16 protein-coding genes and 1 tRNA gene are annotated in these 17,128 nt (G+C 63.0%); 8 read left to right on the top strand and 9 right to left on the bottom strand.

The features are described from left to right. Positions 1-38 precede the first annotated feature (38 nt). Positions 39-1,664: a hypothetical protein gene (locus QA649_RS41540; protein ID WP_283022205.1), complete on the bottom strand. Its 1,626-nt coding sequence runs from the start codon at positions 1,662-1,664 to the stop codon at positions 39-41. Positions 1,665-1,691: 27 nt separating this feature from the next. Between QA649_RS41540 and QA649_RS41535 the strand changes: the two genes are divergently transcribed. The 3 genes from QA649_RS41535 to QA649_RS41525 all read left to right on the top strand — a co-directional run bounded on the left by QA649_RS41535 (position 1,692) and on the right by QA649_RS41525 (position 3,682). Continuing rightward, the gene (locus QA649_RS41535; RefSeq protein WP_283022204.1) at positions 1,692-2,375 is read left to right on the top strand and encodes a peptidoglycan recognition family protein; all 684 of its coding nucleotides are present in this window, start codon (positions 1,692-1,694) and stop codon (positions 2,373-2,375) included. Between the two features lie 67 nt (positions 2,376-2,442). After that, on the top strand, positions 2,443-2,790 hold the full coding sequence (locus QA649_RS41530) for a YbaY family lipoprotein (RefSeq protein ID WP_283022203.1): 348 nt from the start codon (positions 2,443-2,445) through the stop codon (positions 2,788-2,790). A gap of 112 nt (positions 2,791-2,902) precedes the next feature. Next, positions 2,903-3,682 (top strand): M12 family metallopeptidase, encoded by a 780-nt coding sequence (locus tag QA649_RS41525; protein ID WP_283022202.1) that lies wholly within the window; start codon positions 2,903-2,905, stop codon positions 3,680-3,682. Positions 3,683-3,829: 147 nt separating this feature from the next. Here the strand turns inward: QA649_RS41525 and QA649_RS41520 are convergent, their stop codons facing one another. From QA649_RS41520 to QA649_RS41510, 3 genes are all read right to left on the bottom strand, one after another. Then, positions 3,830-5,275 carry a hypothetical protein gene (locus tag QA649_RS41520; RefSeq protein WP_283022201.1) on the bottom strand — a complete coding sequence of 482 codons (1,446 nt, stop codon included), beginning with the start codon at positions 5,273-5,275 and terminating at the stop codon, positions 3,830-3,832. Further along, on the bottom strand, positions 5,263-6,417 hold the full coding sequence (locus QA649_RS41515) for a hypothetical protein (protein ID WP_283022200.1): 1,155 nt from the start codon (positions 6,415-6,417) through the stop codon (positions 5,263-5,265). The genes QA649_RS41520 and QA649_RS41515 overlap by 13 nt, the downstream gene beginning before the upstream one ends. 219 nt (positions 6,418-6,636) lie before the next feature. Further along, on the bottom strand, positions 6,637-9,075 hold the full coding sequence (locus QA649_RS41510) for an N-acetylmuramoyl-L-alanine amidase (RefSeq protein ID WP_283022199.1): 2,439 nt from the start codon (positions 9,073-9,075) through the stop codon (positions 6,637-6,639). Positions 9,076-9,335: 260 nt separating this feature from the next. Here QA649_RS41510 and QA649_RS41505 point away from each other — a divergent pair, with 260 nt between their 5' ends. The 3 genes from QA649_RS41505 to QA649_RS41495 all read left to right on the top strand — a co-directional run bounded on the left by QA649_RS41505 (position 9,336) and on the right by QA649_RS41495 (position 12,885). Further along, positions 9,336-10,388, top strand: a complete 1,053-nt coding sequence (locus QA649_RS41505) for a hypothetical protein (protein ID WP_283022198.1) — start codon at positions 9,336-9,338, stop codon at positions 10,386-10,388. A gap of 360 nt (positions 10,389-10,748) precedes the next feature. After that, complete coding sequence (locus QA649_RS41500) at positions 10,749-12,194, top strand: MATE family efflux transporter (protein ID WP_283022197.1); 1,446 nt, start codon at positions 10,749-10,751, stop codon at positions 12,192-12,194. A 142-nt stretch (positions 12,195-12,336) separates the two neighbouring features. Next, positions 12,337-12,885, top strand: coding sequence for a hypothetical protein (locus QA649_RS41495; protein WP_283022196.1), 549 nt, complete (start codon positions 12,337-12,339; stop codon positions 12,883-12,885). Between the two features lie 93 nt (positions 12,886-12,978). Here the strand turns inward: QA649_RS41495 and QA649_RS41490 are convergent, their stop codons facing one another. The 5 genes from QA649_RS41490 to QA649_RS41470 all read right to left on the bottom strand — a co-directional run bounded on the left by QA649_RS41490 (position 12,979) and on the right by QA649_RS41470 (position 16,053). After that, positions 12,979-13,449, bottom strand: coding sequence for a hypothetical protein (locus tag QA649_RS41490; RefSeq protein WP_283022195.1), 471 nt, complete (start codon positions 13,447-13,449; stop codon positions 12,979-12,981). 100 nt (positions 13,450-13,549) lie between these two features. Next, positions 13,550-13,951, bottom strand: a complete 402-nt coding sequence (locus QA649_RS41485) for an SRPBCC family protein (RefSeq protein ID WP_283022194.1) — start codon at positions 13,949-13,951, stop codon at positions 13,550-13,552. Positions 13,952-14,209: 258 nt separating this feature from the next. Continuing rightward, positions 14,210-14,569 carry a VOC family protein gene (locus QA649_RS41480; RefSeq protein WP_283022193.1) on the bottom strand — a complete coding sequence of 120 codons (360 nt, stop codon included), beginning with the start codon at positions 14,567-14,569 and terminating at the stop codon, positions 14,210-14,212. Positions 14,570-14,624: 55 nt separating this feature from the next. Next, complete coding sequence (locus tag QA649_RS41475; protein ID WP_283022192.1) at positions 14,625-15,464, bottom strand: AraC family transcriptional regulator; 840 nt, start codon at positions 15,462-15,464, stop codon at positions 14,625-14,627. A gap of 10 nt (positions 15,465-15,474) precedes the next feature. Continuing rightward, positions 15,475-16,053 carry a methylated-DNA--[protein]-cysteine S-methyltransferase gene (locus tag QA649_RS41470; protein WP_283022191.1) on the bottom strand — a complete coding sequence of 193 codons (579 nt, stop codon included), beginning with the start codon at positions 16,051-16,053 and terminating at the stop codon, positions 15,475-15,477. A gap of 168 nt (positions 16,054-16,221) precedes the next feature. Here QA649_RS41470 and QA649_RS41465 point away from each other — a divergent pair. Then, a tRNA-Gly gene (locus tag QA649_RS41465) sits at positions 16,222-16,295 on the top strand. Positions 16,296-16,704: 409 nt separating this feature from the next. Then, the gene (locus tag QA649_RS41460) at positions 16,705-17,121 is read left to right on the top strand and encodes a DsrE family protein (RefSeq protein ID WP_283026218.1); all 417 of its coding nucleotides are present in this window, start codon (positions 16,705-16,707) and stop codon (positions 17,119-17,121) included. Positions 17,122-17,128: the final 7 nt, after the last annotated feature.

Genomic DNA, 17,128 nt, shown 5'->3' with positions numbered 1-17,128 from the left:
GAATCGTCGAACGGCCGTCTGAAGTCTCGTCTGGCGCCTCATCGCCCCAGCGCCAGCAACGTACGCGCCGCGACATCGGCGCTCAATCCCCAGACGATTGCGCTCAGATAGTCCGTCACTGGATTGGCGCCGAATGTTTGCGAGCCGTTGAGATAGATCGCCTCGAAGCCGATGAACGCGACGAGCAGGATGGCGGCGAACTTCAGGAACACCTGAAGCTTTGGCGCAACCTTCGCACGGAATGCCACTAGCCGTTGCTGAAGCCGGGATCCCGGCGACAGTTGCTGCGCCTGAGCGTTCGGGCGCGGGGCTGCGACGTCGTCGCCGGCCTGGTCCTGGTCGTTCGCCGGTAATGTCTCAGCGGCGAGCAAGGCTGTCTCGATGGACGACACCGTCGGACGTATGTCCTCGATGTCGCTCAACCCCAAGATGCTTCCCCTCAGCGCAGAGATGCGGGCCAGGATTCCATTATTTCGGAGAGTTTCGGCGCGCTCGCTGAGCCGGACCAGTCGCTCTGTCAATGCGATGCGCGCGTCTGCAGCGGTCGCGAGCGTAAGAATTGCGTCGAACTGGCCGCTCAGAAATTTCGTTCTCAAGTCGTTGAGGGTCGGTCCAAGCCATTCCCTGAACTCCGCCCGGACCGTTTGCACGCGTGCTTCGATCTCGAAGATCCTGTTCTGAGCCGAGACGATCTTGCTGCCGCGTTCATTGGACCACTTGGCAAGATGGCCGAGCAGAACGCCGATCAGGACCAGGAACAGGACAGTCCAGGGATTGCTGCGGACGGAAATGTCCACCGGGAGCAGCAGCCGGCGCTGCCCCCCGTTCAGGGCGATCTCGCCTGTGCCGGTATATTTGCCCGGTGCGGAAGCTGAAGTATCGACGAAAAGCACCGCACCTTGCCTGGTGGATCGAAGCTCGGCCGTCCCGGTCAGCGGTCCCTGGCCTCCTTCCGCCATCAACTGCACGCTGCCACTCGTCCCCGTCACCTCCACGCCTTCAGGCAGTCCCGGGATGGTTATCGGAAAGCTCCCCTTCGCCGGACGTTGGGCAAGCAATGCAGACCAGGGGAGGACCGTCGACGCCGAAGTCATCGCCTTGCTCAACGTGGCTGGCTGCATCGCGATCGGCTGCGCCGCGGGATATTGGACGGTAAGTTTCAGCTTGATCGTTTCGGTCGGCTGGCCGTTGACGCGGACCGCGATATCTCCGGAAAAGATGCCGTATCGGGACGGGAGCGCGTTGATCGCGATTTCAAAGGCTGAGATGCCCGTCACTTCGGTCTTCGGCGGAGCCAGCGGAGTGATGCGGACTTGCCCGCCATCGATCAAAGCCGCTGGAAGGCCTGCCGGGGCCGAGCGTGTCAGATCCGTGGTTACAAACTGGATGGTCGGCGTGCCTGTCGTTTGAAACCGGATGGTCCGTGTTTCGCTCTGCTTGCCGGACTCGCCGACGATCTCGATCGGTGATGCTCCCAGAAATTGGGCAGTGCCATCCGAAGCTGTCGCGACATATTGTGCGTCGCCCCAAGCGCACGCCAGAGCAACCAATGCTGTCGGCAGAACCCGCCCATGAGCCCCCTCATCAATGGCGACACCACGGCATAGTATGTAGTAGAATGAGCCGTGGCGCACAACCAAAGAGAGCGCCGTGTGAGAATCCATATTTCCTTCAAACGAGGTAATACTGCGATGGCACCTCCTTTCAAGCAGCTGCAACCGGCCGAATTCGTGCACGTTGTCCAGCAGTTCGGCTGGCAGCCTGCGAAAACTCTTATCCACATGCATCATACTTGGCGGCCGAACCACAGCCAGTATCACGGGGTCGACTCGATTCAGGCGATGTACGACTATCACGTCAACACCAACCACTGGTCCGACATTGCCCAGCACGTGTCGCTTGCGCCCGACGGGACAATCTGGACGGGCCGCCCCTGGAACATGTCGCCCGCCAGTGCAGCCGGCTACAACAGCTCGCGCGTTTTCATGTTCGAGACGATCGGCGATTTCGACCAAGGCAAGGATCCGTTGACGGGTGCCCAACTCGACACAGTCGTCCTCGTTATCGCGACGCTGATGAAGAAGTTCGATCTGAGTGCATCGGCGTTGAAATTCCACAACGAGATGTCCACCAAGAGCTGTCCGGGAAGCGCGGTATCCAAGCAGGACATTCTCGACAAGGTCGGCGAATTCATAAATGCTGGCGGGAGCAATGACGCGGCGGCGTCGGTGCTGTCGGAAACGCGTCGGGCGGAAATCTTCGAGGCGATCGGGGCCGGTGCCGAGCAGGCGGATGCAATGCCGGAGGATGCCGGAGAATTGCCTGAGCACGATCCGGCCTACGAGGCGGCGATCTTGAACTCGCTGCCGCGGTAGAACGATCGCTTGCGACATCGGGACGCATCGTCGCGTGCGATGCGCTCCCCTGGAGCATTGATGTACTGTGGAAATCACCGGAACCCTGCGCGTGACTGATCGTGGCGAAGTCGGCGCTTTGCGCGGCATCGTCCGGCTTGAAGATGTGACGCTTGCTGATGCGCGTTCCCGGGTGATCGCGACGGGACCGATCGTGTTGCAACACGGAGAGGACGAAGGTCGCTTCAGCATATCGGTCCCCGACGACATCGAGCGGCGGGCGCAGTACATCTTGAGCGCGCGCTTGGAGGGAGAGCACTTGCAAACCGGACGGGCATGCGTGTTCGGAACCGTCGTTGCCTATCCGTGGCGGCCGCATGATCCTCCGCAAGACCATCTGATTGTTGCACGGCTCTGGACGCGTCAATCTAATTGAGAAGAAGTGGCGGGCTGCATGCCCAGGTTGCGCTTCATCCGAAATCGGTCTAATGTCGGGCGCGCTGAAATTTGAAGGGCGCAGAGCATAATTTGAAAAAAGAGGTTGTCCCGTGGCTGATAATGCGGAGTTTGTTTCGGGCACTCAGGTGAAGACCGCCTTCGTGAAAATTCACGGTGCCGGTGTCCGTCCAGTGCTTTATGTCGAGATCGAAGGGCGGGCGCGCGCTGAGGGCTGCATCGATCTCGGTCCGACACAGGAGGTCGAGGCCACCTCCAGCCAAATTCGCGAGAACGCCGCGGCGACAGTGGCCGGCTTCCAGACGTTCGGCGTCGGCATCAAGGAGCTGCGCTTTCGTTGGCCGGATAAGACCGTGCCCTACACGATCGCCCCCAACTTGCCGAACCAGAATCGGGTGACGGAAGCCATTGCGCATTGGCACGAGAAGACCAAGATCAAGTTCGTCCAGCGAACCAACCAGGACGATTTCGTGACATTTCGGCCGGGCAGCGGGTGCTCCTCCTCAGTCGGCAGACAGCAAGGGCAGCAGTTTGTCACGCTCGGGCCGGACTGCACGACGGGCAATTGCATCCATGAGATTGGCCACACCGTCGGATTGTGGCACGAGCAGAGCCGGCGGGACCGCGATCTGTTCGTCCGGGTTCATCTGGAGAACGTGATACCCGGCATGGAGCACAATTTCACCCAGCATCTGAACGACGGCATCGACCTCGGGGCGTACGACTACGCCTCGATCATGCACTACCCGAAGACCGCATTTTCCAGGGATGGAAGCGCGACCATCGAGCCCGTCTTTGGTCAACCCGACATAGGTCAGAGGCTCGGCTTGAGTGCCGGAGATATCAAGGCGGTCGAGGAATTGTATCCCTAGCGCAAGGCGGCCGCGACAATGTCGCGGCCGGCGACGCAGTCAGCAGCTAAAGTATGATCCGGAAAAGTGCGAAGCGGTTTTCCGGAAAGATCATGCGCAGACAACAACCCAAAGTGCGATGATGATTCATCCAAATCTCATCGCGCTCTAGTTCTGCTCGGACGGAAGGCGGAGCAGCGTGAACACCTGATTGGCGTCGACCTTCAATGCGACGTTCGTCACCGACTCGTACATCTGGCGTGCCTCGGCATCCTTTTCGCTGAAGGAGTAGAGGCCTTGCTGCAGATGCTGCACGCCGGCGATAAAGAACGGAATTCCCTTTCCGTAGGCCTTCTTCAGGCTGGTGAGCGCCTCATCGAGTTCTGACTTTGAACGGGCCGTTTTCAGCAGGTACGCGGCCTGAATGACGTTTCCGTCCGGCAGCCAGGCAAATTGCGACAACAGCCCAAGCCACTGCGTCCACTGCTCGCGATTGCTATCGGCCAGGCCGGCGATGGCAACGTAGCCTGCTGCGCAGGCTGCGAGCGGATTTCGCTTGTCTGCGAGCAGAGAATTGATCAAGCCGGTTTGACTGGCCTCGGCCAGTACGGTGGATGCGCTGCCGATCTTGTTGCTGTTGAGATACATCAGCAGGCCGCCGAGGCTCGGATCCTGGACCATGACGGTCGTCCGGCCGGCTGCTGACGCGCCTGCCTCGCGCAGGACTTCGATTGTCACGGGGGTCTTGTCCGGATCCGGTTCGAACGCCCATGGAATCGGAAGCAGGATGACGTCGACGCCATCGCCGCGCCGCATCGCGGCCAGGCAACGGAGCGGCAGCATCCCGCGGAGTGTCCCGACGATGCTCTTTTGATAATCAGACTGAGTAACCTGCCAGAGGCTTAGCGCGCGATCATCCCTGCGCACGAATGAGCAACCCGGATAGGGCGATGCAGACCTCCGCCATTCGGTCCATGCCGCATGGGAGCCTAGCGTGCTCCACAACGCGGTCCCATCGGACGGGTTCGCCTGCAGGAGCTCGAAATCCGCGGTCGTGGGCTCTGCTGTGGCATCAGCTTCGGCCGGGTCGTCTCCGGCCGTCGGCGCTGCGGACGTTCCTTCAAGCAGCGCCTTGACCCGCACGTGGAGTTGCCGGAGATGGCCGGCGGCCCATCCGATGACCGTTGGACTGATGTCGATCCTGACATCCTTGGACTTGGCCGCCTTTGAAATTTTCCCCGCAATATCTTTCAGGAATTCTTCGTATTCCTTTTCAGACGGTACGTTCCCCGCGAGCCGCTGCCAACTCAACCACTCGTGGGGCGAAGCCGCGGGCTCGAACACGACGGGGACTTCCGCCGTGTTGTCTGAGACCTCCTGGGTCTTCGACATCACCTCGCCGGAGGGAAGTCGCGCCTCGATCCGGTAAGTCCCGGGCGGAACGTTCACCCGCCGAAAACCCGTTGCGCCAGCCGGAATGACCACTTCCTGCTCGAACGGTGCCTCTGGAAACTTCCCCTGAAAATCCTTTATCTGAAGCACGTCGGCGACGACGCCCAGTTCGAGGTCCGTGCCAAGGTGCTTCTTGTCGAGCCTGATGTCTAAGCGTCCCATGTCGAGACCTTCAGTAGCACGTTGGAGAACGTGGGCCACACGACTTCGGTGACTTCTGCGAGCTTGTTACCCGCGATCTGACTTGCGCGGAACACGTATTCGCCGGGTGACAACATCGTGAGGCGATCGCTGATCGTCCGTGGCGGCGGCGCACCGCGAATGGCGGAAATCATGGTGTTGGCGCGACGCGCCTCGTCGTCCAGCCCGACATAGACCGGTATTTCAGGGTCATTCGCCAGTTTGCGAAGGCGGATCCTGGCGGTTCTGTTCGCGTCGGCGTTCTGCTGGAGACTTCCTGCTCCGACGAGTGCCTGGTTCTGGAGATCGGTCAGCGCTTCAACCATCCGATGAGTCGTAACGTACCAGTCCTGTCCTTCCTTTTTCGCGCTTGCGCCCCTCAGGGCAAGGATGAAGGCGCTGGCGCACAGGCTCGGCTCGTCGGGCCGGCCGAGCGCCTTGCGGTCGATTTCGGTGGAGAACACTGGACATTGCTGCATCGGCTCGTTGATGCCAAGCCGGATATCCCGATCGACGGCGAAGATGCGTTGACCGCCCTGTTGATTCCACTCGGCGATCTCGGGGGTTGAACGGCACGCGTCGAACAGCAGGAACTGGGTGCTCGGAATGCGGCATTCGAGCCCCAGCACGAAATTCGTATAGTTCAATGCGCCGCTCATGGGGTCGTTCTTGTCCTGCCCATAATCTCGCATCAAATAGAGATTCTGCGTTCCACCACTGAGCCCGTGACCGCAGAAATAAAGGATGACCCGGCTTTTCGGATCAACGTCGGCCCGCTCGATCCATGCCGCGATCGCATCGCCGACGTCCTTGATTGTCCCGTTCGGTACAATCCGTAGTCCGAGGTTGCCCTTGTCGAAGGATGCCGGTTGAGGCTCCGACAGGACGAGGGAAACGCTTGCCAGCGGCAGTTCGCTGCAGTCGAAATGTTGGATAAACCAGGTGGCAATTGCCCTGGCCGAAACAGGCGGCGAACTGAGCTGTTCCAGGTCGAGGTGGTGCTTGGTGAGCGGACCGCTGCCGCCCTTCAAATAATCATAAGTGCCGATGCCGATTGCGATGACGTGGGTCCCCGGTCGTCCGCCCAAGTCAACCTGATGCACCAGCGCCGTATCAGCGGGCATGCGCGATCATCTCTAATTTCAAAGGTCATGGCCGGTCGGCGGACCGCCGCCAAGATAATAGTGAGCTTAAAGTACCCGCGCCAGTTGAGTTCTTATGCCTGCGAATGTCAATCCTACGATGCGGTCAGACGCCCCACCCATCGAGATCTGGCCATCGTCGCCCGGGGTGGCAGGTCCGATATCGGCTCGCCACCCCGCGTTTGAGTCACCGACCGGCACTCAGGTTGCGTAGACGTTCCATTCGAGCTGAGCGTCAAGGGCGGGCGTGTAGATCCCGTCACTGCGATTGCCCAGTGATCGCTGCTTCGCGTGCAGGGCTTCGGCCGTCGCTGGACCCAAATCGCCGTCGTTGGATTGCCCAAGCTGCGCCTGCAGCGCAGCCACTCGCGGGCTCGTCGATCCGAATCGAAGCCTCCGCATTGCGCGTATCTCGGGATCGGCGAGAGGAAGATTGCGCCGGCGCGCGTCGGACGCTTGCAGGGCTTCCTGTCCGGTCAGCAGCACGTACATAAAGGGCTTTCCGGGATCGCCGTCGCCATCGGTCAACCCCGCCGAGCGGCGGAATCTCGCCCAAGGTCCAGAATGGGCTCCGGATGAGGTCGCGCTGCCAACGACCACCTGACACCCGAACGATGAAAACCAGCTCGTCTCGCTGGAGAACGACGGATGGATGTTGTCGCCCGGAGCCGTCTTGTGCACCTTATCGGTGCTCTCGTAAATCAGGTCATCTTCGGACCGGCGAACGATCACGATGCGCTTCTCGGATATGGATTTGCGCAACAGGAAGCAGCCAGGTCGGCCGTTATGCTCCCCGCAAATGTACCGATAAAAGCCTGTTGCGAGCAGGTTGCCTGACTCCTGCGTCTGGAACCAGGATACGACCGCCTCTGCGTTCGGAACAGTGGAGGCCGGATACACCGCAATCTTGCCAAGTTGCCGATCCCAAACGCCCATCACGCATCGGATTTCGTGATGGTTGGGCCTGAGGTTCTTCAGAATGACCTCATCGCGCCAGCTGCCATCGCTGCTCGATCCGCCTTGCACGATCCCCGCACCGCGCAAGCCGAACAGAACGGGCGTGCCGCCGGAATCCTGCACCGGAAAATCGTTGAGGGTGCAAAGCAATTCCAGATCCGCGGCCGTAAACGAGAACTGCATGCCGACCGGCAGGCCGGCGCCGAGATGCGCGTAGTCGCATGAACTGGCATCCGAAGCCCAGGAGACGCCGGATTCGTGATCGGCCCTGCGCGCCGCGGCGTCCGCGGTTTCCCCATTCCGTCGAAGAGCAATCGCGTCCTCCGTGCGATCGACCCAAAAATCCTCATCGCTTGGCTCAGCCGCGACCACGTAAGTCGCGTCGGCCATCGTGTCGAAGACGTTGCGATATTCCTCGAACAGGTCGAGGACCTTCGCCACATAGTTTGGATTTGCGGACGGGGGCGCCCAGATCGGCCCGATGAAATTGATGAAAGCTTCGGGAGTGGCGGTGTGCTGCCGCCACCCATGATAGCTCGGATGACGATCCAATCGAAGCCAGTAGCCGGCGACAAAGTTCTGAAGCGATGCGAATGCGCAATAAAACTCGCCGCCATCATGCGCATTGTACCATACTTTACTTGCGACATCGCTCATGAACGGCCGCCACTTCATTCCCGCGAAATTGAGATGGTTCTTCGCGAGTAGGGAGGCGCCATGACCCGACTCGAGGGCCCATTGGGCGAAGGTGATCGCTTTCAGATGCGGATGCTCGATACTCATTGCCGCATAGGCCGCGCGCAGCGAGTCCCAAAGGCCGGTGTCCGCGGGCGCGTCCGCCGTAACGGCGTCGGCCGACGGCACGGGCAGGCCGACGAAGGTTGCAAAGGCGTTCACGACCGCCTCGGCGAGACCCTCCTTGCGGGCAATCCCCAGGGAGGCATCTTCCATATTCGAGCCGAAGAACGGCTCGATCAGGGCCGACGGTTGCACTTCATTGGTCAGGCTGAGCACGCCGCGCCCTTCGACGTTGGCGTCTTTCAGTCCGCGATCGAGCGTGCCGGTACGGCCATAAAGGGCGACCATTCGGTCCTGTAGCGCTCGCGCCCACGGCCGCGAACCTTGCCGTCCGAACAGCGTCTCGCTTCCGCGCGCCGTGGGCCCCGCGGAGTTGAAATGAAGCTCGACCGAGGCCTGTGGTTTCCACTCCGCGGCAAGACGATACGCCTCGCGAATGCCGACGCCGCCATTCTCCCGGCGACGAAATGTCTTGACGCGAATCTGGCGCGTGTTCGCAATGGCCTCAATTCGTGCGGCGAGATCCTGGTTCCAGAAGTATTCGGCGCGACCCTGCTCAGCCGTGCTCGGAAAAGGAGGCGACAGCCCGATTGCGCCCTTGTCCGTACCTTCCGAGCTGTGGCCGATGATGATCGCAAGTCCCTGCGGCGCGGCGTCCGCCGCCGGCGCATCGTCCTGTGCCGGCGCCGGCGCATCGGGGGCGCTCGACAGGCCCTGCAGATCCGACATGAGCTCGTCCAGATACCGCCTGCGTTGCGATATCTCGACAGCGAGCATCTCTGCATCTGGTGCGACGTCGCTCGCCGCCGTTTCCTTCGCAATCAGTTCCTGCCGTAGCCGGGCGATCAAATCTCGCAGTTCATAAATATCGGCTTCGCGTGACATGGCTAATGCTCCAAATTAAACCGCCCCCTGCAACTTCGTAGACGGTAATGCTATCACAAATTGTGTGACAGGAAATAGATGCATTCGCGGCTGCGTCGAAAGGCGCGCCTGATCTGACGTCAGTTCGGGAATGGGACGCTATCGCCGTCGAGGACGTCGTCGGCCGGACAGGGCGTGCGGCTGAGGCGGTCTTTCCTCTCTCAATTGCGTTCTTTTCCCTGCAATGACACACTCGATCGCAGCAACGATCGGGAGTGAACATGACCACCGCGCCGGACACCGCGCACGAAGCCCAATGGAAGCGCTGGCGCGCGGTCGCCGATCTCTGTCACGCTTACTTCACGGGACTCATCCTCACCGTCGTCACGCGCCGCGGCACGGCGGATGCGGCGGAGTTCGTCTTCCGCGTCTTCCGCCGTCAGCAGCAGGAACGCTTCCTGCCGGGCCTGCAGAAGCTCGGGCTCAGCCATCTGCCGCCGGCGGTGGCTGCCGCGCAATATCACTATCTCTCCAACTGGATCGGCGGCGTCCACGTCGAATACATGTATGAGAGCGACCGCAAAGCCTGGATCCGCTATCCGCCGCCGCGCTGGATCTGGAAGGGCACCGCGATCTGCGGCGTGCCGGGCGACGTCAGCCGCGCGATGCTGCGTGGTTGGCACGCCAACAACGGCGCGGCGCTGGGCGATCTCCGCCTCGGCTTCGTCTGCACCAAGCAGAGCGTCGACGGCCAGGACGGGCTCGAAGGTTACTACCATCAATACGACCATCCGCTCGAGCTCGATCAGCGCCTCGTCTTTGCGCGGCATCTGGAGGCGCCGTTGTTCGACGCCAAGACCGCACCGGCATTGCCGGTCGAGAGCTGGCCGAAACCGCGGCTTGAAAAGGCCTATCGCAACTACGCGATGGAATATGTCCGCACCGCCGCGCCCGTGCTGGTGCAGCTGTTCGGCCCGGAGGACGCCGGCTATCTGCTGCACCTCACCGGCAAGCTGATCGGCATGCAATATTTCGACGAGGTCGCCGCGGCGCTGTCGATGACCCGCGGCGGCGCGGGCGAGTTCGCATCGTTCCTGAACGCACTGTTCGCTGCGCAGGATGATGCGGCCGAGATGGCGCAATCCGAAGGCACGTGCGAAATCCGCCAGCAGAGCTGGAAGCTGATGGACGACGTCGCCGACTATCACCGCGCCTGCGCAAAGGTCCTGGAGGGATTGTTCGAAGGGCTCGCTGCGGGATGCGGGCGACACATCGGCGTGCACTTGCTTCCGACGGCCGGCGGCCGTCCGCCGCTGGTGTGGACAGTCACGTAAGCGACGGTGTCGCAGCGCATTTCGCCTCTCCCCGCTTGCGGGAGAGGTCGACGCGCGTAGCGCGGCGGGTGAGGGGGAGTCTCCACGAGACTTGCTGTCACCGTCTCTGCGGATAGACCCCTCACCCCAACCCTCTCAGCGCGAGCGAAGCTCGTCGCGGCCCCGTAAGAACGGGGAGAGGGAGAAAAACGAATTCCACCTCTTGAAATGCGCTGCCGCAGGGCACGCCTGCACCTGGCGCAGGAGGAATCGGCAATTGCCGTGCTAACAAGCCTCTCGCCGCGCGCCTCACGCGCACAAATGCATTGGCACACCAAGTGATTGCCGCGCCGCAAATGGCGCCTGCGTCCGGGGGAGGACATGTCCGACATCGCCGAAATTCCGGTCGATGAACAAGAGCGTCCGCTGCCGCCGCCTCCGCGCCCGGTGCGTAGCGCGCTGCTGGACGGGCCGATCCTGCGCACGCTGCTGGGGCTTGCCTGGCCGAACGTGATCGCGCTGTCGGCCGGCACCTGTACGGTGATCGCGGAGACCTCCTATATCGGCCGGCTCGGCGTCGAGGCGCTGGCCGCAATGGCGCTGGTGTTTCCGACAGTGATCCTGACCATGACCATGTCGGGCGGCGCCATGGGCGGCGCGGTGGCGTCCGCCATCGCGCGTGCGCTCGGCGCCGGCGACCGCGAGCGGGCCGGCACGCTCGCGGTGCATGCGATGCTGATCGGAATCAGCTTCGGCCTCGTCTTCATGCTGGGCATGCTGATCTTCGGGCCCAGGGTGCTCGAAATGCTCGGCGGCCGCGGCGATGTGCTGACGCATGCGATCGCCTACACGCAGGTGTTTTTCGGCGGCGCCGTGCTGCCCTGGCTGCTCAACACCATGGCGGGCATCTTGCGCGGCACCGGCAACATGAAGCTGCCGTCGTTCCTCATCCTCAACTCCGCGGCCTGGCAGATCCTGCTCGGCGGCACGCTCGGCCTCGGGCTCGGCCCGGTGCCGCAGTTCGGCATGCGCGGCGTCGCGGCCGGCGCGCTGATCGCCTACACCATGAACATCGGCATCATGGGCTGGTACCTGTTCTCCGGCCGCGCGCGGATCGCATTGAGGCTGCGCGGCCTGCGCATCCAATGGGCGATGTTCTTCGACATCCTCAAGGTCGGTGCCATCGCCTGCTTCTCCCCGCTGCAATCGGTGCTGACGATCTCGATCTTCACCCACATGCTGGCGAAGTTCGGCACAGCGATCCTCGCCGGCTATGGCGTCGGCGCGCGGCTGGAATTTTTGTTGACCTCGATCGCGTTCTCGTTCGGCATTGCCTGCGTGCCGATGGTCGGGATGGCGATCGGCGCGGGCCGCATCGCGCGAGCCCGGCGCATCGCCTGGATTGCCAGTGCCGCCGCCTTCGTGGCCGTCGGCGCGCCGGCATGCCTCGTTGCGATCTTCCCCGATCTCTGGGTCAACATCTTCACCGACAGTGCGGCCGTGCGCGCGGCAAGCCATCAATATCTCTCGACGGTCGGGCCGTTCTACGCGTTCTTCGGTCTTGCAACGACGATGTATTTCTCCTCGCAAGGCGCGGCGAAGGTGATCGGCCCGGTGCTGGCGCAGACCGCTCGCCTGATCTACATCTCGGCGGTCGGCTGGTGGCTGCTGACGCACGAGGCCACCGCGCAGAGCTTCTTCTGGCTGGCCGCGAGCTCGATGGTCGTGCTCGGCCTGCTGTCCTGCTCCAGCGTGGTGCTGACCCGCTGGGGCCCGCGCGAGGGCAAGCCCGCGATCAGGCCGGCTCTGTCCGGCGCGGCGGATTAGATGCGCTTGCCGGATTTTTGTGTCTGAATGTTTCCATCGGTTTCCTGGCAATGAAGGGTAACCGAAGCTGCGCCTTGCCGAAGGCTCCGCGCCAGCTCCTGGCGAGAACTTCGCCGCGAGTTCATCAGCACGGAAAGCCACCATGACCTCGATTTCGGCGCTCTCCTCCCACCATCACCACACATCGCCGTTGCAGCGTCTGCAGGATGAATTGCAGGCGGAAGTCAGTTCCGGCGCGATCAGCTCCTCCGATCAGACGGCGCTGTCCTCCGCACTTAGCGACATCGATTCCGCCTTGCAATCGAGCAGCGCGAGCGATCAGTCCAGCGGCAGCCGACTGTCGCCCGACGGGTTCGCATCGAAGATCGACGACCTCATCCAGCAGGAAGTGTCGAACGGCAAGCTGACCGACGAGCAGGCGACCGAGCTGCAAGGTGTGTTCAAGGCGGCGTTCTCGCATGGTCCGGGTGGACCGGGCGGAGCAGGTGGACCGCCGCCGTCCGACGGCGCTTCGGCCGGTGGCACGGATGGTTCGTCGAGCGGCAGTTCGGCGACGGAGCTGCTGCAGCAATTCCTTCAATCGCTCAAGGATTCGTTCGCCGATCCCACCTACAGCGCGATGGGATCAGACGACGCGACGAACGCGGGCGACCCTTCGCTCTCAGGCGTCCTGCTCAACGACCGGATCTGAACCCGGCGACCGCCCCATCCGCCGGCCCGGCGCAACCATCCTTCGTGCCCCGCGAAAGGGTGGTTGCGTCGCTTCTAGATGCGCCGACCCGCGTCAGCGATGCTTGTGACGCCGATGGCCGCCGCCGCCGACATTGGCGAGCCGCATCAATTGCGGGATCATCGCCATCATGTCGCCGCCACCTGAACCGCCGAGCATGCCCATGATATCGCCGCCGCCCATGCCAGTCGGCATGGTGACGCCTCCGCCCATCGGCGCGTAGCCGCCGTAGTTCGGAGCGCCAAAGCCGCCGCCGAGATTGCCGCCGCCCATCATGCCGCCGAGCCCGCCGCCGTTCTCCATCATGCGGCTCATCATCGGGCCCATGGTCTGCATCAGCATGGCGAAGCGGCGCTTGCCCATCTTCGCCTTCATCATCTCCAGCATCGGCGCCATCTGGGTCATCATGTCCTCGCCGCCGGCACCTCCGCCGCCGAGGAACTGCGCCTTTGCTGGCACGCTCGACATCGAAAACAGCAGCAGCACGGCGGCTGCCTGACAGATCACCTTGTCCGCACCTCTCATGGCAGGCTCCTCGCGTGCGTGGCGCCGCCGGGAGAGCGGTGCCAACCGGACGCACGCGGGCATGGTTACGGATGGCGAGGGCGCGGCTCTGTGAAAAACGTCACGCAGAAGCAGGCGGGAATGCCCTGTGGATCGCGGCGACAGCCTCCTTCGTCTGGCCCTGGACGTAGGCCGAAAGCTCGTTCGGCAGCATGTCGATGATCCAGACCAGCCGGCACCGTGCATCGCCCTCGGCGATCACCTGCACAGAGGCACTGTAATGCTTCAGCCGCTCGTTGTTGATCGCATAGACGAGACGCTGCCGCGCATCGTCGCAATCGACCAGCACCTCGCGCGCGACGGAGCCGTTGGCGAAGGTGACGATGCGCGCATCGCCGTCGAGCGTGCACGCCGTGACGAAGCCCGGCGCCAGCCGCCGCGGCAGCGCGCCGAAATCGCGCACGGCGTCCCAGACGTCGCGAGCGGGGACGGGGAGGAGAATGTCGTTGTGGATGGAGGCCATGAAGATTCCCATTTTGCTGGAGTCATTCCGGGGCGCGCGAAGCGCGAACCCGGAATCTCGAGATTCCGGGTCTGGTGCTACGCACCATCCCGGAATGACGGCGTACGTGGAGCGTTTGGTCGCGTCTCACACGCAGTTCGTAGGGTGGGCAAAGGCGCGCTCTTCGCGCCGTGCCCACCATTCATCGACATTGTCGCGAGCAATTGGTGGGCACGCTTTCGCTTTGCCCACCCTACGAGTGCTCATGCGAGGCGTCCTCTACGTACAAACCGCCTCGACATTGTTGCCATCAGGGTCGATCAAAAACGCCGCGTAATAAGTCGGGCTGTAATCCCTGCGCGGCCCGGCGCCGCCATTGTCGCGGCCGCCGCTCTTCAGCCCTTCACTGTGGAACGCCTTGACCGCGTCATGGTTGCCGGCGCGAAACGCGATATGCGCGCCGTCGGCCTTCCGGCCCTTGTTCAGATGCAGCCACAGCCCCGGCTCGCCCTTCGGCCCGAACCCGGCATAGCCGTCTCCGCTGGAGCACAGGACATAGCCGAGCGGCGCCAGCACCGCGGTGTAGAAGCGCGTGGCGGCGTCGAGATCGGCAACGCGCAGTCCGATGTGGTCGTACATGATCGTCTCCATTGCAAAGCGCGCCGCAACTGGCGCGCGCCGGAGACGACCCTAGTCAGTTGAGGGCAACCCGCTCTTGGAGAATCTTGCGCATCCCCTTCGAGGCCTGCCGGAACTTCGTCGGCGACACGCCGGCGGCGCGGTGAAAAGTGCGGACGAAATTGGAGAGGTCGCCGAAGCCGACGTCATAGGCGATGTCGGTGACGGCGATGTCGTCGTCGGCGAGCTTGCGCGCGGCATGCCGCAGCCGCGAGCGGACCAGATATTGATGCGGGGTGACGCCGAGCACGGCCGAGAACAGCCGCAGGAAATGGAACGGGCTGAGGCCGGCCTGCTTTGCTGCCTGTTCGAGGTCGAGCTCGGCATGCGAATTGTCGTCGATCCACAGCGCGGCTTCGACGGCGCGGCGGCGGTCTCGCGCGGTCGGTGTGGCCGGCTTGCGCGCCTTGCCCGAAACCACATCGATGAAACGGCCCGCAAGAATTTGGCCGATCTCGTCGAGCCCCAAGTCGCTGTTGCCATCTGCTGCCGTCTGGGCCAGCTCGCCCAGCACCATCAGCTCGGGCAGCGGCGGCGTTGCGCCGACCTGCCAGATCTCGCGCCGTCCCCCGAGGGCATCGACCAGGTTCTCGCTGAAGAAGAAGCCCAGGCAGACGTCGCCGCTGACATGCTCATGCGTGCAGGTGTATTCCTCGCCGGGGGCGCCGATCAGCATCGAGCCCGCCACCAGCTCGAAAAAGCCGGCACGGCAATGGCAGCCAAAACTGCCGGAGCGGACATAGGCGATGGAATGCCCGGTGCGGCACTCGGCAAATGGCGTGTCGTCCGGTCCCGCATCGCAGCGAAACTCGGAGACGGTGATCGATCGTGTCGTCAGCAGCGTGGTCGCATCCATGCGACCTTATCTAGGTAGACGGCCTCGGCGGAGCAACCGGCAGCAGCACCTCGAACAGCGTCTTGCTGGCGACCGGCTGGGCGCCCTCCAGCGACAACAGCCGCCGCTTGGAGATCACCCCGCCGTACGGCGAGATCCGGCCGGTGTAATTGCCGGCCTCCAGCACGCGGTGGCACGGCACGATCAGCATATAGGGATTTTTCGCAATCGCCTGCGCCACCGAATGCGCGGCGCCGGAGGCGCCGAGCGCCTTGGCGATCTCGTGATAGGTGCGCGTCTCCCCGCGCGGGATCGTGCAGGTGTATTCATAGACCCGCCGGTTGAAGCCGGGAACGCCGCCGGCATCCAGGCTGACGTCGGAAAAATCAGGCTCGCTGCCCTGCAGCAGGCCCACGATGCCCTCGATCGCAAGCTCGGTATTGAGCGGAGGCTGCTGCTCGCGCGCCTCGGGATGAGCCTGGAAAATCCGGCGGCGGGTGTCGATCTCCCGCGCCTCCGGCAATTGCAAGGCGACCACGCCGGTGCTGCTCCAGATGATGCCGCAGCGGCCTATCGCCGTGTCGAATATCGTGTAGCCACGCCCCACCATGCACACGCCCCACTCAGTGCACGCTTTTCCCCCGACAGGCCGATCATAACACCGCCACAATCGGGCGCACCCAAAATCTTGCCAGGACGTTAACAACTGTCCGGGCAGACGCGCCAAACCGCTTGGCGGGAGGCGCCGTCTCGGCTAATCAGGATGGGCGCGAACAGCGCGGGCGTAGTTCAATGGTAGAACGGCAGCTTCCCAAGCTGCATACGAGGGTTCGATTCCCTTCGCCCGCTCCAAACCCTCCACCGCGGCCCGATCGGCCATTTGGTGTTGTGGCCTGAAGTCTCCCCGCTGTTTTGAGCTGGTGCGCAACGAGCGGCACGTCGAGCTGACGTCCTGCCGCGCTTAATCCATTGCGCTTAGCACGAACTGCAGTCTGTCGGCGGGCCGACGCGGAGTTCATGTTTCGTGGTTCGGGCACCGCCCGCAAATCCGCACGCAACATCAACGGGGTCGGCTCAAGGGCCGGATCGAGATCGAACGAGTTGCACCGCATGTAGAGCGCAAGACCCAGAGGGGAGATGGTCCATGCCTGATGCACGAATCCATATCGTCACAGCCATGATTGCCACATTCGCAATCAGCTCGGCATATCCCATGACCTCGATGCAACAGCAGCAGGGCTCTGTGAGCGCGGCGCGCACCATGGTCCCGAAGAAGCAAGCCACGGCCCGCCCGGACAAGCCGGCGGCGCATCGGCTCGTGATCCAGGTCAACCAGAACGATCCCGCCGTGATGAATCTGGCGCTCAACAACGCAACCAACGTGCTCGAATACTACCGCAAGAAGGGCGAGGAAGCCGATGTCGAGATCGTGGCGTTCGGTCCCGGGCTGCACATGCTGCGCAAGGACACGACACCGGTCGCCGATCGTATTCACGCCATGAACGAGCTCGCCTTCCCGAGCAGGATCCGCTTCGCGGCATGCGGCGTCACCCGGGAAGGGATGGAAAAGAAGGAGGGCAAGCCGCTGGAGCTGCTGTCGGAGGCGTCCATGGTGCCCTCCGGCGTCGTCCACATGATGGAGCTGCAGGAGAAGGGCTGGAGCTACGTCCGGCCGTAGACAGGCG

The sequence above is a fragment of the Bradyrhizobium sp. CB1717 genome, from assembly GCF_029714325.1.
Classification (GTDB): Bacteria; Pseudomonadota; Alphaproteobacteria; order Rhizobiales; family Xanthobacteraceae; genus Bradyrhizobium.
Note: the sequence above shows the minus strand (reverse complement) of the source record. Positions and strands in the feature narration are given on the sequence as shown.